Source organism: Chryseobacterium sp. CBSDS_008 (genome assembly GCF_049959325.1).
In the GTDB taxonomy this organism is placed as follows: domain Bacteria; phylum Bacteroidota; class Bacteroidia; order Flavobacteriales; family Weeksellaceae; genus Chryseobacterium.
In genome coordinates, this window is the sequence record NZ_CP188202.1 from 559,874 (window position 1) to 574,576 (window position 14,703).

Below are 14,703 nucleotides of genomic sequence, written 5' to 3' on the forward strand. Positions count from 1 at the left end.
TGTCCCGGTTGAATATGTTAAGAACGAATTATACATTTTTAAACTATCTTAATGAGCTGTATGCAAAGCAGAGCGGTAGTGATGATATTGTAGTAAAATCTTTTTCTGCAGGAGATAAAATCTTGGTACAGGATCACCAACCTTCCCATGTAATGCTGATTAAAGAAGGGATTGCTAAATGTTATTTCGTTGAAGAAAATGGAAAAGAATATATCGTAGAATTTCTGGGAAGGGGGGAAGTGATAGGTGAAGTGGAACTAATCAAGAATATAAAATGTCTGTGCAGCATTGAAGCGCTCACGGAAGTAACGGTGTATGCGGTAAAAATTCCAGCTTTCAAATCTTTGATCAAAAATGATCTTGTTCTGAACAATCTTCTTTTAGAGTCTTTTGCGGAGCGGATTATCAATACTTCCAGCAGAGCGTCCTATCAACAATTATATACAGTAGAACATACTTTAAAGCAGTTGTTGCAAATGCAGTCTAAGCAGAATATCCAGATTTCTAAAGAAGATATGGCAGCCTATCTGGGAATTGCGGTGAGAAGTTTAAACAGAATTTTAAAAGATTTGAAATAATTTTATTGAACATTCAAATTAATTAAAATAAATATTAATATTATTTCAGGGGGTGTATTTATTTTTAAGATTAAAATTTAGATAAGATGATTAAATTTCAAAGGGTTGTTTTTAAAATTTAGTATTTTTGTATTAAAATAAGCCGAATATCTTATTCATGGAAAAATTAAATTTCAGAAATGCTGAGTTGGCAGATTTAAATACAATCGTAGCTATATATAATTCAACAATTCCTTCCCGAATGGTGACTGCAGACATGGAAGAAGTCTCTGTAGAAAGCAAACTAAAATGGTTTGAAGAACACAATCCAGAGAGCAGGCCTCTTTGGGTAGTGGAAGACGCTAACAATCAAATCATCGGATGGGTGAGTTTCAGTTCATTCCATGAAAGGGCTGCCTACAATGGTACGGTAGAAGTAAGTATTTATCTGAATGAAAGCAGCAGAGGAAAAGGATATGGAAAAACCATTCTTCAGTATTGCATTGATAACGCCGGAAAATTTGGAGTAAAAAATCTGGTAGCGCTTATTTTCCTTCATAATGAACCCAGTTTGAAGCTGTTCAGGCACTTTGGATTTGAAGATTGGGGAAGTCTTCCTGATGTGGCCATTCTGGATGGGGTAGAGAGAAGCCTGAAAATTTTAGGAAAGAGGATAGATTAAATTGAGTAGAAAATAAATACTTTGTGTCTATTTGTGAATTAATTTGTGCTATTTGTGTTTAATATATACGCATAATCATGTAGAATAAAAAAGCTGTCTCAAATATTGAAACAGCTTTTTTGATATTATGCATGCTGCTTCATTCTTTTTGCAGACATATTCAGGAATCGTTTCACCAGGAAAACTGCGGATATTGTCAATCCTATTCCGAGGGCGATCCACATTCCGAAGGCTCCCATTTCCAGGGTAACACAGAAGAAATAACCCAAAGGGATAGTAATCACCCAATAGGCGATGAAAGTATAAATTGATGGAATTTTTACATCCTGCAGCCCTCTCAGCATTCCTAAAGCAGTCACCTGAATCCCGTCAGAAAGCTGGAATAAAGCGGCAATAATCATCAGTTTTGCTGCCAGGGTAATAACTTCCACTTCTTCTTTTTTTGTGAAGAAAGTAGGGAGTATATTTCTGCCTAAAACAAACACCAGTCCACAGATACACATGAAAATAAAGGCAATTTTCAGGTTGTTTATTCCTACTATTCTCAGTTCAACAAAGTTTTGTTCACCCAGTTTTCTGCCAATCATTACGGTAGACGCAACACTGAATCCAACACATAAGTTGAAGGTAAATGAAGCCATGCTTAAAGCAATCTGGTGAGAAGCAATATCGTGAGCAGAGATCAGTCCGCAGATAAATGCAGCCCCTGCGAAAGCAGTAACTTCAAAGAACATCTGCAGAGCGGTAGGCAATCCCAGTCTTACCATTTTATCAAACATCTGCTTTGAGAAATCCCGGATCTTTAAAGAAAAATCTTTGATATAACGTCTTGTTCTTTTTTCCTTAAGCAATACAAAATAAAGGAAAACAACCATGAAAATTCTGGAAATAAGCGTCGCTAAGGCTGATCCTTTTACTCCCATTGGTGGAATTCCCCAAAGTCCTTTGATGAAAACATAGTTCAGGGCAATATTGATGATATTGGCAATAATGGTTGCTTTCGTTACGCCAATTGTGTAAGATAATCCTTCAGAAACTTCACGAAGCGTCTGAAATGCCATAAACGGAATCATACTGATTACCATGATGCTTAAAAAGCTTACCGTATCAGGAATGATCTTGGCAGGCTGTCCGGAGTGATAGAGGAGTGGCATTCCTAAAAGGAGAATGACCATCAGAATAACTCCTACAGACATATTGATGATAAAACCGTGGCTGAATACAGAATTGATCGTAGCATGATCTTCTTTCGAATGTGCTTCCGAAACCAACGGCGGGATGGCGAATGAAAAGCCCAGGGCTAATACAAATATGGAGAAAAATACAGCATTCCCCAATGATACAGATGCCAGTGCATCGGCACCCAATAGTTTTCCGACAATAATATTGTCGAATAAGTTTACCGAAACCTGTCCCACCTGGGTAAGCATCACAGGCAGAGCCAGCGTCAGGCATTCTTTCGTATATTTTTTGTTTAAAAAGTTCATAATATTTTAAGATTCATATAGTTTATAATTTAAATAGGGCAAAAAAAAAAATTTGCAGTGGCAACACTGCAAATTTTTATAATATGGTAAATAATAGCTTATTATTTCCTTACAAAACTTGCAACGTCGCCTTCAGAAACAGTGTTTCCACCAAGAATAATCAATCTCTCAACAACATTCCTTAATTCTCTGATGTTTCCAGTCCAGGAAAGAGCTTTTAAAGCATCAATAGCTTTATCGTCGAACTTTTTCACAGCAGTACCGTGCTCATCAGCAATCATACCTGCAAAATGCTCAACTAATAATTTGATGTCTTCCTTTCTTTCATCCAATGGCGGAACATAAATTTCAATCACAGAAAGTCTGTGGTAAAGGTCTTCTCTGAATTTCCCTTCCTCAATTTCTTTCTGCATATTCTTATTCGTTGCCGCAATTACTCTTACGTCAACTTTGATTTCTTTATCACTACCTACAGGAGAAACTTTGCTTTCCTGAAGGGCTCTCAATACTTTAGCCTGAGCAATAAGACTCATATCTCCAATCTCATCAAGGAAGATAGTACCACCGGTAGCCTGCTCAAATTTTCCCTGCTTATCTTTAATAGCACCGGTAAAAGATCCTTTTACATGCCCGAAAAGCTCAGATTCAATAAGCTCAGATGGAATAGCAGCACAGTTTACCTCTATCATAGGACCTCTTGCGCGGTCACTTTGATTATGGATTGCGTGGGCAACCAATTCCTTTCCGGCACCGTTAGGTCCTGTAATCAGTACTCTGGCGTCAGAAACGGCTACCTTTTCAATCATATCCTGGATCTTTTGAAGCGCAGGAGAGGTACCGATCATCTGGTATTTTTTGCTTACTTTTTTCTTTAAGGTTTTATTTTCAGTCTGAAGATTTTTGTTTTCTTTTTTCAGGGTTTCCTTTACCAATGCATTTTTCACACTTGTAATAAGTCTGTTGATATCAATTGGCTTTGAGATAAAATCATATGCGCCCTCTTTCAAACAGGAAACGGCAGAATCAATATCTGCGTGGCCTGAGATCATGATAAAAGTAGTTTCTGGTTTTAATGCAAGACTTTGCTTCAAAAGTTCGGTTCCGGAAAGTTTAGGCATCTTGATATCAGAAATCACCAGTGCGAAATCTTCTTTTTCTACCTGTTTGTAACCTTCAAGGCCGTCTTCGGCGATAACAAATTCATAATCGGTTAGTTCATCCGAAAGAATACTGTGAAGTACTCCCGAGATTGCTTTTTCGTCTTCTACTATAAGGATTTTTTGCATAGTTGCAAATTTAAATTTTTTGTTTCAATTATTAGCAAAAACTATACCTAAATATTCTATTTTGAATAGTCTCTTTTTCCAAAAATGGCAGATCCAACCCTTACAGAATTAGCACCGCACTCAATGGCTATCGGGAAATCATCACTCATTCCCATTGATAAGGTATTGAGTGTTTTTAATTGATTTAATTCATCAAAAAGTGCCTTCAGAATCAGAAATTCATTTCTGATCTGCTGTTCATGATCTGTGAATGTTGCCATTCCCATTAAACCTGTAATTTCCACATTAGGAAAATGGCCTTCAGTATATTGTTGGAAAAGATCTTTAGCCTCTGAAACTTCAAGCCCGAACTTACTTTCTTCCGCAGCAATTTTTACCTGTAAAAGAACTTTGATGACTCTGTTATTCTTTCCTGCTTCTTTGTTGATTTCGGCCAATAGTTTTTCAGAATCCACACTTTGTATGGTGTCTATAAAAGGAGCGATATACTTGACTTTATTGGTTTGTAAATGACCAATAAGGTGCCATTGAATATCTTGAGGAAGAAGAGGAGATTTCTCCATCAGTTCCTGAACCTTATTCTCCCCGAAAATTTTATGTCCCAGCGCATAGACTTCCTGAACGGCAGACGCAGGATGTGTTTTCGAAACGGCAACCAGCTGGACATTGGATGGCAGCTGATCTTTTATAGCTTTATAATTTTCTTTAATACTCATACATGCAAATTTCCGAAAATTCCCTGACAGTTGCCAGCCATAATGCATTTTACGTGGTACTTTCTACAGTAAAATTAATTCAGTACCTCATTGATCTTAGGATACTGAGAAATTTTCCGGAATACAAACTTATTGCTCTTCTGCAGTTTTTCAATGAACATATCCAGTTCGTTGATAGAATCTGCATCTCTCAGATATTGGTCATGGGTAAGGAAAACCAGGTGTCTTGAAGTCTTCTCAAGGTCGTTTAAGAAAATACTGTCTACTTTCTTGATCATGGCTTCATGGCTCCCTTTTAAAGTCATCTTTTTTGAAGGTCTCCATTCAAGGTCCCAGCCGATTATTTTGTAACCTGCCTTTTTAAGACCATCTGCTGCTGCAGTGGAGCTTTTAATGTCAGTTACATTAATATTGTTCAGTCTCCAGATATTTCTTCCCGGAGTTCTTGCAATTTTATCAGAAAGCTTCAGGCTGTCTTTGGCGATATCAAAATCGTGCACTACAGCGTCAGCATTTTTATAAAAATCGGTGTATTTGTTATGGGCATGGGTAAAGCTGTGATTGGCCAGCTCTATCAGGGGATTTTGCTTAAGAAGCTGCAGATCATATTTCTGTTTTTTGCTTCCATATGCATGTTTCCCCACCAGAAAGGCTGTTGCGCACACATTTCTTTTATCCAGAATTTTTAAAAGATTTTCGGTTCCCTGATTGGGGCCGTCATCGAATGTAAGGTAGATCACTCTTTTATCCGGATCTACGCTTTCGTCGTCCATATTTGGGACTATTTCTGCGGCAGGATGTTCCTGTGAACTGACGACGGGGTCATTATTCACTTCATTCTTGAAATTACAGCTGTTCAATAAAGCCGAAGTTGCACTCATCAATACAACCATCCCGAGAAAAGTCATATTTTTTGACTTTCCCGCAAAAATTTTTCTCATAAATATAATGGAATTTTAAATTGTTAAAAATCGTTAAAAATAACAGTGAAAAGTTAACAAATTATATGCCAGCTTGTGCAGGTATTTTTCTTTTTAAGTTTATTTTAAGATCTTTATTATAAAGGAGATTTCCATTACCTAATGTATTGTAAATTTATGTTTTGATTTTCTTTAAATTTTAACATTTATAAATGTGAAACCGATAGCTTTTCTCTATATTCATTGAGGTTTTAATATTCTTCATTTAATTGGGAATTATTTTATCTTAACAAAGACAAAAATGAGTAATGAGATTGCTATCCTAAAATATTCTTTATATAAAGCGAGTTTTTAATAGCTGCTGTTCCCCAGGTATTATTGAAAAATATAAATGCAGTTTGCCGGCTATCTTTAATTTTTTCAGCAAGCTCATTTAAAAAATTTTCACTGTATTCTGATTTGTAAAGAACAGGTTTCCCATGAAGTCTGTAATAAAGTATTTCCGGGTGGTTTGTAATCACCTCTTCCGGAAGGTCGCCGGGAAAACTTACGCCGGAAAAAACAATGTTATGTTTTTTTAAAAGATCAAAGATTTCTTTTTGCCACCATGAGCTGTGCCGGAATTCGATTACATTCAGAAATGCATGGTCTATGTTATTGATAATACGTTCTGTGTTTTCTGCCGTATTTTTAAAGGAAGGGGGAAGCTGGTATAGAAACCCGGAAAGCTTATCCTTCAGACCGGTTTGAATATGATCGCAGAATACAGCAATTTCTTCCCTGGAATTTTCAAGCCGGTTTTGATGGGTAATGGATTTTGGAATTTTAATAAAAAACCTGAATTCATCAGGTGTTTCATCATGCCACTTCAACAATGTTTTAGAGATAGGCTTTCTATAAAAGGTGGAATTGATCTCTACTGAGTTGAATATTCTTGAATATAAAGAAAGAAAATCTTTACTTTTGGCATCTTCGGGATATAAAGACCCTTTCCAGTCGTTATTGTAAAATCCCGAACACCCTATGTAAAGATTTTCTTTTTTCATAATAATTATTTTATATCCAGATCCACGGAGTTTAATCTCAATGAATTCAGAATCACAGAGAGGGAACTGAAGCTCATTGCAGCAGCTGCGATCATCGGTGATAACAGAATTCCAAAAAATGGATACAATAATCCTGCCGCAACCGGAACTCCCAGTACATTATAAATGAAAGCAAAGAACAGGTTTTCTTTTATGTTTTTAAGAAGCTTTTCACTTAATAATTTTGCTTTTGCTACCCCTAGGATGTCTCCTTTTAATAAAGTAATCTCAGCGCTTTCAATGGCTACATCTGTTCCGGTTCCCATCGCAATTCCTACATCAGATTGTGCAAGGGCAGGGGAATCATTGATTCCATCTCCGGTCATTGCTACGATTTTACCTTCCTGCTGCAGTTTTTTTACCTCGTTGAGCTTATCTTCAGGAAGACAGCCGGCTTTGAAATGTTTAATTCCCAATTCATCAGCTACTGCTTTGGCGGTATGCTCATTGTCACCTGTCATCATAATTACATCTATTCCTTCGCTCATCAGCTGCTTCACCGCTTTTTTAGAGCTTTCTTTTATTTTATCCGTAAAGCTTATGAAACCAAGCACCTGCTGATCCTGTGCAATGTAAGAAATCGTATGAGCCTTCGACTGTACCTCTGTTGCTTTTTGTTTTAAAGTTTCCGGAATCCGGATCTGATGCGAGGTCAAGAGATTTTCGTTCCCCAAATAGGCTGTCTTGCCATTAATATTTCCCTTCACTCCTTTTCCGGAAATGTTTTCAAACCGGTCTACCTTTTCAGCAGTTATATTTTCTTCCTTTGCCCTCTTTATAACGGCATTGGAAAGCGGGTGCTCAGAGTTTTGGTTCAATGAAAAGGCGAGCTGTAAAATCTGTTTCTGATCTCCGGTTATTGTTTCAATATATTCTACCGAAGGTTTTCCTTCCGTCAAAGTTCCGGTTTTATCCGTGATCAGAACATTGACTTTATTCATCTGTTCAAGGGCTTCTGCGTTTTTGATCAGGATTCCGTTTTTAGCGCCTTTTCCAATTCCTACCATTAAGGACATTGGGGTTGCCAGTCCAAGCGCACAGGGGCAAGCTACAATCAGCACTGCTACAGCATTCACGAAAGCAAATAAACTTCTTTTTCCTTCCGGACCGAAAAACTGCCACAGAATAAAAGTAAGCACCGCAATAAGGATGACTGCAGGAACAAATACTTTTGAAACTTTGTCCGTAAGCTTCTGGATGGGAGCTTTGCTGCGGCTGGCTTCATTGACCATTTTAATGATTTGTGAAAGCAGTGTTTCATCACCTACTTTTTCCGCTTTCATGATGAATACCTGATTGCCGTTTATGGTTCCTGAAGATACTTTATCATCTGTGTTTTTTTCAACAGGAATAGGTTCTCCGGTAATCATGCTTTCATCTACGATAGAGTTTCCTTCAATGATTTTTCCGTCTACCGGAATTTTTTCACCAGGCTTTACTTTTAACAGATCTCCCATTTTTACCTGTGAAAGCAGGACTCTTTTTTCTTCACCATTTACCATAAGATTGGCTTCATCCGGAGAAAGGTTCATGAGTTCTTTAATGGCATTTCCTGTTTTTTTATGAGCTGCAGCTTCCATCAGCTGGCCTAAAATAACAAGGGTTAAAATCACACAGACTGCCTCGAAATATAACGGGATTTCATGATTGTGGCCGCGGATTTCATGCGGAATAATGTCCGGGAAAATCAAAGCAACAATACTGAAAATAAATGCAGCAGCTACACCCAAAGCAATAAGGCTGAACATATTAAGGTTCCATGTTTTAAAGGAAACCCATCCTCTTTTCAATAAGAACCATCCGGAATAAAACATGACAGGAAGGGTTAAGGCAAGCTCAATAAATCCCTGAGTCTGATGAGAGAAAGGGAAGTTGATGAACATTCCACCCATTGAAAGAATGAAAACAGGAATGGTAAATGCCAATGAGGTAATGAACTTTCTTTTTAATATTTTGTAGGTTTCATCTTCTTCATCTTCACCACTGTCGGGCATTCTCACAAGGTCCATTCCACAGATCGGGCAGTCTCCCGGTTCATCACGAATGATTTCCGGATGCATGGGGCAGGTGTATTTTGCGGTTTTCTTTTCCGGATATTTTACAAGATCCATACCGCATACAGGGCACCCTACATTGGAATCATAGGTTTTATCGCCTTCGCAATACATCGGGCAGTAATATCTGCCTGCCATTTCATCGGTCACTTTAGGAGCTTCATGATGGTCATGATGATGGTGAGAGTGAGAATGATGTTGATGTGAGCCTGCTTTTTGTGCAAGCTCTTCATTGATCAGCTCCAGATCCATGTGGCAAACCGGACATTCTCCTTTTTCATCGTATACTTTATCCCCTTCGCAAAACATTGGACAATAATACTTCCCAATACTGTCTTTAAAATTTTCAGGAAGGTTGGTTGAGGAAAAGGTTGGCTTATGATCAGGATTTTTGGCCAGTTTTTCTTCAATGGGGACCAGGTACATTTTGCAGACGGGACATCTTTCTCCCTGTTTGAAATATACTTTATCTCCTTCACATTCCATCGGACAATAGTATACTGAAGACGGAGATACGCGGTCCTGGGGTTTTACAAATGCTGCCTCATGATTATTAGGATCTTCAAGTCTGTAGTTTCCTATTGCTGCCAAAGCATCATTTAAATCTGAAAGTTTTACTTCGTGATCAGAGGTAATTGTTGCGGTATTATTTTCGAGATTTACGTCGGCTTGAACACCATCAATACTGTTCAGTTGATTTGAAATCTTTTTCTGGCAGCCGGAACAGGTCATTCCGAGTATTTTATACTGTTGTTCCATGATTCTTAAATTTATACTACAAATTTCCAAAATGGAAACCTAAGGTTGTTATAAATTTAAGGATAATAGTTATAAAATTAGGTTGGAGGTATAAGAAGTGGGAGAGTTGTAGGGTGTGAGAGTTTGAGAGTTTGAGGGTTTGAGGGTTTGAGGGTGTGAGAGTTTGAGGGTGTGAGAGTTTGAGAGTTTGAGGGTTTGAGAGTTGGTAAGAGAAATAGGAATATTAAACTTCTTCGCCCCAAATGCTCAAACTCTCTTACTTATAGATTGTCAAGCGCTTTGCGATTGTGCTCTTTTAATTTTTTGAATTCAGTAGGAGTGAATCCGGTTGTATTTCTGAATTGGGAAGAAAGGTGCTGAACACTTTTATAGCCGAGTTTTCCTGCAATTTCAGTAAGATTGAATTCGTTATATAACAGCAGTTCTTTTACTTTTTCGATTTTCTGAAGAATAAAAAACTGTTCTAATGTGATATTTTCGTTTTGTGAAAATGTTTTTGAAAGAGCGCTGTAGTCCTTATGAAGCTTTGAACTTAAAAATTCAGAAAGCAGAAAATCTTCCGCAATATCAAGGTCGCTGATTTTTACAATAATCAGGTTTTTGATTTTTTCTACAGTCTGATGCGCAGAATCCATGATTCTTTCAAAACCTGTATCCAGCAGTTTTTTTTCTATGGCCAGCATTTTTTCAGGAGAAACATCGGCTTCGGTTTCTACTTCCCCCAATAGTATACCAGTTACCTTTACATCTGCATTACGGAAAATATTTTCCACCGCTGCAATGCATCTGTTACAGACCATATTTTTTATGAAAATTTTCATAGGCCGCTGTTTAACCTGTCTTTTACGAATTCAATCTGAGTTTTACCGTGAGGAGCAGGGTTGCCTTCGGCATCAAGGTTTACCATTACAATCTTTTCTACAGTTATAATAGTTTGATGCGTCATTTTGTTTCTTACATCACATCTTAAAGTAATAGAAGAAGAACCGAAATGAGTAGCTTCAATTCCTATTTCTATAATATCTCCCTGTTTTGCAGAGCTTACGAAATTAATTTCAGAGATAAATTTTGTTACCACTTTTGTGTTTTCAAGCTGGATAATAGCATAAAGTGCTGCTTCTTCATCAATCCATTGCAGCAGTCTTCCTCCGAAAAGGGAGTGGTTGGGATTTAAATCTTCGGGTTTTACCCATTTTCTTGTATGGTAGTTCATCTTTTACTATTTGCAGCACAAATTTAGTGTTAAAAGCTGATCTTTCAAAAGAATTGTATTTATTGATCTGAAAAGAATCATTCATTTTCTCATCATTTTCTTTTGGAGCGCATTGCCTTGGTTTTTGCAATGGAAGAGTCATTCAGTAAAGTTTGATATTCTTTGCTTTCTACGGGAACCAATGCAACTTTTCCTTCTGAATTATGATGAAATCCAAATCCGTATTTTTTTGCTAGCGGAGAACATCGGAGGCAGGGCTGGCCTTTGGAAAAGAATTTTTCTCTTTCATTCTGTTTTTCCTTTTCAGGAATATCATTTTTAATGGCATAACAGTTGAAAATAATATCATCTGAAGAATATTGATAAGGTTTCTTTATGAGCATCTCATATTGTAGATTGGCGAGTGTTTTTTCTTTCTTTTCAGGAGGGTTCTGCGCTTTGAAAACAGGACTGTCTTCGGCAATTTCAATAAGAGTATTGGTATAATTGGTTGTATGTTGTTTCATATTTGGTTGTGATTTTAAAATTTTAAGTAACTTTAATGGGTAGATTTGCTTATAAATGCATAGTATTATTTAAATTATATAAGATATTTTAAATATTTTAACTAAATATTATGTTTTTAATTAATTTATTGATTTTCAGTATTTTATAGTGTGTTTTATTTGGGTTTTATTATATGGATTCAACATAATGTGAGAAATGTTTAAAAAAAGCTTTGATTTGAAATTTTTAATTGTATCTTGCATACGTTTATATTTGGAATCAATATTTGTTCATTAATTTATGTTGTTTTTCTTTTATATACCAAATTTTTATTAATTTTTTAATTTATTTAAAATGAACATTTTTGTTTCAAACATCAATTACGCAACTAAAGAGTATGAGTTGCACGATCTATTCGCAGAATTTGGAGATGTATCATCAGCTAAAATCGTTACAGACAGAGAAACTGGTCGTTCCAGAGGTTTCGGTTTCGTAGAGATGGGTGATGAAGAAGGAAAGCAAGCTATTGAAGCTCTTAACCAAAAAGAACTCAACGGAAAAACTCTAAACGTATCAGAAGCTAAACCAAGAGAAGAAAAACCAAGAAGAAGCTTTGACAACAACAGAGGTGGTGGTTACGGAAACAACCGTGGTAACGGTGGTGGATACGGTGGTGGAAACAACCGTGGAGGTAACGGCGGCGGAAATCGTTGGTAAAAAATATGAAGCGGCTTTTAAGCCGCTTTTTTTATGGAATTTAATTTTCAGTAAATCATTTAATTAGAATTGAGGAAAATAGTTATGATGTTTTGGCATAATTTTAGGGAATTATCAATCAATCGAAAAATAATTATAATGAAAAAACATTTATTGGCATTAATGATGATGTTTGGCGGGTTATTAATCAATGCACAAAACATTTATACTGGTCAGACATTGGAGCAAAACAGAAAGTATTGGGCGGGTAACAACCGGTATTATCTAATTTTTCAGAATGACGGCAATTTGGTTTTATATAATAGAGCCGGTGCTTCCATCTGGGATGCAAGAACTACCAACAGAGGAGTGAAAGCTATTTTTCAGGAAGATGGAAATCTGGTAGTATATACACCAGGAAATGGGGTTGCTTTTAGTTCTAATACCAACGGAAGAAGGGCTGATAAATTGACAGTTCAGGATGATGGAAATCTTGTTATTTATAGCAGGTCTAATCCTGTCTGGGCTTCTAAGGATGGAAACAAAAATGACAACGGGTATGGCCGTGGAGGAGGTTCAGTAAATACGGGGCATAAATTCCGCAGAGGTGAAAAGCTTTTTTCTCCTGACCGTAATTATTACCTGATTTTTCAGAATGATGGAAATTTAGTATTGTCAAACAATAATGGTGATCCGATTTGGGGAACCGGAACAGATAATAAAGGAAGCAGAGCAGAATTCCAGAATGACGGAAATCTTGTAGTATATGATTCTTATAATAAGTCTGTATGGAGCTCTAATACATCTCGCAGAGGAGGGACAAAGTTAACTGTACAAAATGACGGCAACCTTGTCATTTACGGAGATTATTCTCCAATCTGGAGTTCAGGAACCCAGAGATAACCAGATGCTTAAAATAACAAAAAAGACTGCCCTAAAATGCAGTCTTTTTTGTATTATTATTTTAATCTTATAAATAAATAAGCATTTTCATAATAAATACTGACAACATCATTATCTGAATATTTCTCTCTTGTAATTTCGCTGAAAACAAGTCTGACATGGTATTTGCCTAAATCAGATTCCATTGCGATTTCAGGAACTTTTACATTCCCGGTTTTATTTTTGGTTTCATCAAACAGCTTAATGATCTGAGGTCCGAAATCTATTTCTTCCCGGGAATTTAAGCTTAGTTTTAATGATGAATTTTCTGTCAGCTTATCCGTGAGCTCAAACTGGTCATTATTCAGTTTTTGAGGACCTCTGCTATAACGATGGAACGGCAATAGATATTGATAATTTCCGGTTTCTATCATCTGGTTTTCAGGAATAAGAACCAGCCTGTTCACTTCATATTCTTTATTTTTAATGGTGATATTTACATCTGAAAATTTGTTCTGGATATCATATTTTATACTATAGAATGTCCCGGCAGTAATGTGATCTGATAATTCAGCCTGATCTTTTTCGTTCAGAAGGGCAGATAAAAATTTATCCTGCTTTCTTTCAGCCAGAAATTGAAATTTATCAGCAATCTCATTATGGACTGTATCGGTAACTTTTTTCTGAAAATTAATCTTACCGGCACTGATCAGCTGATTTTGATTTAAAATATTGATCAGCTCTGTTTTCTGGCTTCTTTTAGCAACACTGAAGGCATTAAGATAAGGGGAAATCAATGCAAAAACCCCAAACAGAAATAAACTTACCGGAATAAATTTTATCGTTGCTTTTCTGCTGAAAATAAAGTAAACAACAATGCTTAGCAGCCATAGTGCAAGCAGCAGAACAAAGTATCTCGGCTCTGTATAGCCGTATTCTAAAATTCTCGTAAAAATAGCCGTAAAAAGCAAAATGATTAAAGGAACAATCGTATAATAGAATGCCTTTGAAAATATCCTGACCCAGGATTTTGCATTTTCTTCTTTCAGCGGATGTACCAGCAGCAATGCAAGAATACCAACAGTACTGTACGCTAAAACAAGGTAAGAAACCCAACCTCTGGGAAGCTGCCAGTTGATTAATATTTTAGCAGAATAGAAATAAAGAATAGCCACATAGATAAGCAGCAGCGGAATCAGAATAAACTGAGTGAAAAATTTTAAAACAACGGGGTAGGTGCCGTCTTTTTCAAGATTATTCAGACCTTTATCATTGAATAAAAGAAAAATAAAACTACTTCCCAAAATAGCCAGAACAAAGAATGTGTCTGTATAAATCCTGTGATGAAAATTAAAATCAAAAAGCTTATCAACGGCCAAGATCGCCAGCTCAACACCACCGGTCAAAACCCCTGTAAAGATAACTGTAAGAAAGAAATTGACAAAAAGATTTTTATTATACTGCCAGAATCTAAGTTCCCTGTCTTTCTCCAGGAACGGAATAAAAGAAACCAGTAAGTGGGAGAGAAGAGCCGTAACAGCAATGATATAACCGTAGACTTCTGTAAAATTGTTCTTTTTATCCGGCAGAATATAATAAAACACTGTAAGAAAAATAATACCGGATATATGCAGTATTAGTTCTTTGCCGATTCTCTGCGACAGCATTTTTAATGCAAACATCAGGGAAATTCCAAGGCAGGCACAAATAGTAAATCTGATGTAGGCGGTAATTTCATTGAGCTCCGCTTCAACAATGCATATGGCACCAATAGAAGCTAATAAAGCCATTACCAAAATCATAGGATATCGGAAAATGACTTCATTAGCCCGGTTTACAGTTTCCTGGAATTTTGTTTTCATGATTTGGTGTTTTGAGGT

At 36.6% G+C, this 14,703-nt stretch carries 14 protein-coding genes; 4 read left to right on the forward strand and 10 right to left on the reverse strand.

Annotated elements, in window-relative coordinates:
* Positions 1-14 precede the first annotated feature (14 nt).
* Together ACP3T3_RS02435 and ACP3T3_RS02440 are read left to right on the forward strand one after the other, a co-directional pair.
* The gene (locus ACP3T3_RS02435) at positions 15-578 is read left to right on the forward strand and encodes a Crp/Fnr family transcriptional regulator (RefSeq protein ID WP_426478343.1); all 564 of its coding nucleotides are present in this window, start codon (positions 15-17) and stop codon (positions 576-578) included.
* A 157-nt stretch (positions 579-735) separates the two neighbouring features.
* Positions 736-1,239: an N-acetyltransferase family protein gene (locus tag ACP3T3_RS02440; RefSeq protein WP_426478344.1), complete on the forward strand. Its 504-nt coding sequence runs from the start codon at positions 736-738 to the stop codon at positions 1,237-1,239.
* A gap of 125 nt (positions 1,240-1,364) precedes the next feature.
* Here ACP3T3_RS02440 and ACP3T3_RS02445 read toward each other — a convergent pair whose 3' ends face one another.
* The 9 genes from ACP3T3_RS02445 to ACP3T3_RS02485 all read right to left on the reverse strand — a co-directional run bounded on the left by ACP3T3_RS02445 (position 1,365) and on the right by ACP3T3_RS02485 (position 11,265).
* Positions 1,365-2,726, reverse strand: a complete 1,362-nt coding sequence (locus ACP3T3_RS02445) for an MATE family efflux transporter (RefSeq protein WP_426478345.1) — start codon at positions 2,724-2,726, stop codon at positions 1,365-1,367.
* A gap of 101 nt (positions 2,727-2,827) precedes the next feature.
* A complete protein-coding gene (locus ACP3T3_RS02450) occupies positions 2,828-4,012 on the reverse strand; it encodes a sigma-54-dependent transcriptional regulator (RefSeq protein ID WP_426478346.1) in 1,185 nt (394 codons plus the stop codon).
* A 56-nt stretch (positions 4,013-4,068) separates the two neighbouring features.
* Positions 4,069-4,728, reverse strand: a complete 660-nt coding sequence (locus ACP3T3_RS02455) for a YggS family pyridoxal phosphate-dependent enzyme (protein ID WP_426478347.1) — start codon at positions 4,726-4,728, stop codon at positions 4,069-4,071.
* Between the two features lie 74 nt (positions 4,729-4,802).
* Positions 4,803-5,669 carry a polysaccharide deacetylase family protein gene (locus tag ACP3T3_RS02460; RefSeq protein WP_426478348.1) on the reverse strand — a complete coding sequence of 289 codons (867 nt, stop codon included), beginning with the start codon at positions 5,667-5,669 and terminating at the stop codon, positions 4,803-4,805.
* Between the two features lie 296 nt (positions 5,670-5,965).
* Complete coding sequence (locus ACP3T3_RS02465; protein WP_426478349.1) at positions 5,966-6,694, reverse strand: DUF72 domain-containing protein; 729 nt, start codon at positions 6,692-6,694, stop codon at positions 5,966-5,968.
* Positions 6,695-6,699: 5 nt separating this feature from the next.
* On the reverse strand, positions 6,700-9,546 hold the full coding sequence (locus ACP3T3_RS02470; RefSeq protein ID WP_426478350.1) for a heavy metal translocating P-type ATPase: 2,847 nt from the start codon (positions 9,544-9,546) through the stop codon (positions 6,700-6,702).
* 260 nt (positions 9,547-9,806) lie between these two features.
* The gene (locus tag ACP3T3_RS02475) at positions 9,807-10,367 is read right to left on the reverse strand and encodes a helix-turn-helix domain-containing protein (protein WP_426478351.1); all 561 of its coding nucleotides are present in this window, start codon (positions 10,365-10,367) and stop codon (positions 9,807-9,809) included.
* Positions 10,364-10,759, reverse strand: coding sequence for an acyl-CoA thioesterase (locus tag ACP3T3_RS02480; protein WP_426478352.1), 396 nt, complete (start codon positions 10,757-10,759; stop codon positions 10,364-10,366). Before ACP3T3_RS02480 ends, ACP3T3_RS02475 begins: the two co-directional genes overlap by 4 nt.
* Before the next feature lie 92 nt (positions 10,760-10,851).
* The gene (locus ACP3T3_RS02485) at positions 10,852-11,265 is read right to left on the reverse strand and encodes a DUF6157 family protein (RefSeq protein WP_426478353.1); all 414 of its coding nucleotides are present in this window, start codon (positions 11,263-11,265) and stop codon (positions 10,852-10,854) included.
* 334 nt (positions 11,266-11,599) lie between these two features.
* Between ACP3T3_RS02485 and ACP3T3_RS02490 the strand changes: the two genes are divergently transcribed.
* Positions 11,600-11,962 carry an RNA recognition motif domain-containing protein gene (locus tag ACP3T3_RS02490; RefSeq protein ID WP_426478354.1) on the forward strand — a complete coding sequence of 121 codons (363 nt, stop codon included), beginning with the start codon at positions 11,600-11,602 and terminating at the stop codon, positions 11,960-11,962.
* Positions 11,963-12,100: 138 nt separating this feature from the next.
* Positions 12,101-12,844, forward strand: a complete 744-nt coding sequence (locus ACP3T3_RS02495) for a PQQ-binding-like beta-propeller repeat protein (RefSeq protein ID WP_426478355.1) — start codon at positions 12,101-12,103, stop codon at positions 12,842-12,844.
* A 56-nt stretch (positions 12,845-12,900) separates the two neighbouring features.
* On the opposite strand, the gene ACP3T3_RS02500 is transcribed toward ACP3T3_RS02495, so the two are convergent.
* Positions 12,901-14,685, reverse strand: coding sequence for a DUF4153 domain-containing protein (locus tag ACP3T3_RS02500; RefSeq protein ID WP_426478356.1), 1,785 nt, complete (start codon positions 14,683-14,685; stop codon positions 12,901-12,903).
* Positions 14,686-14,703: the final 18 nt, after the last annotated feature.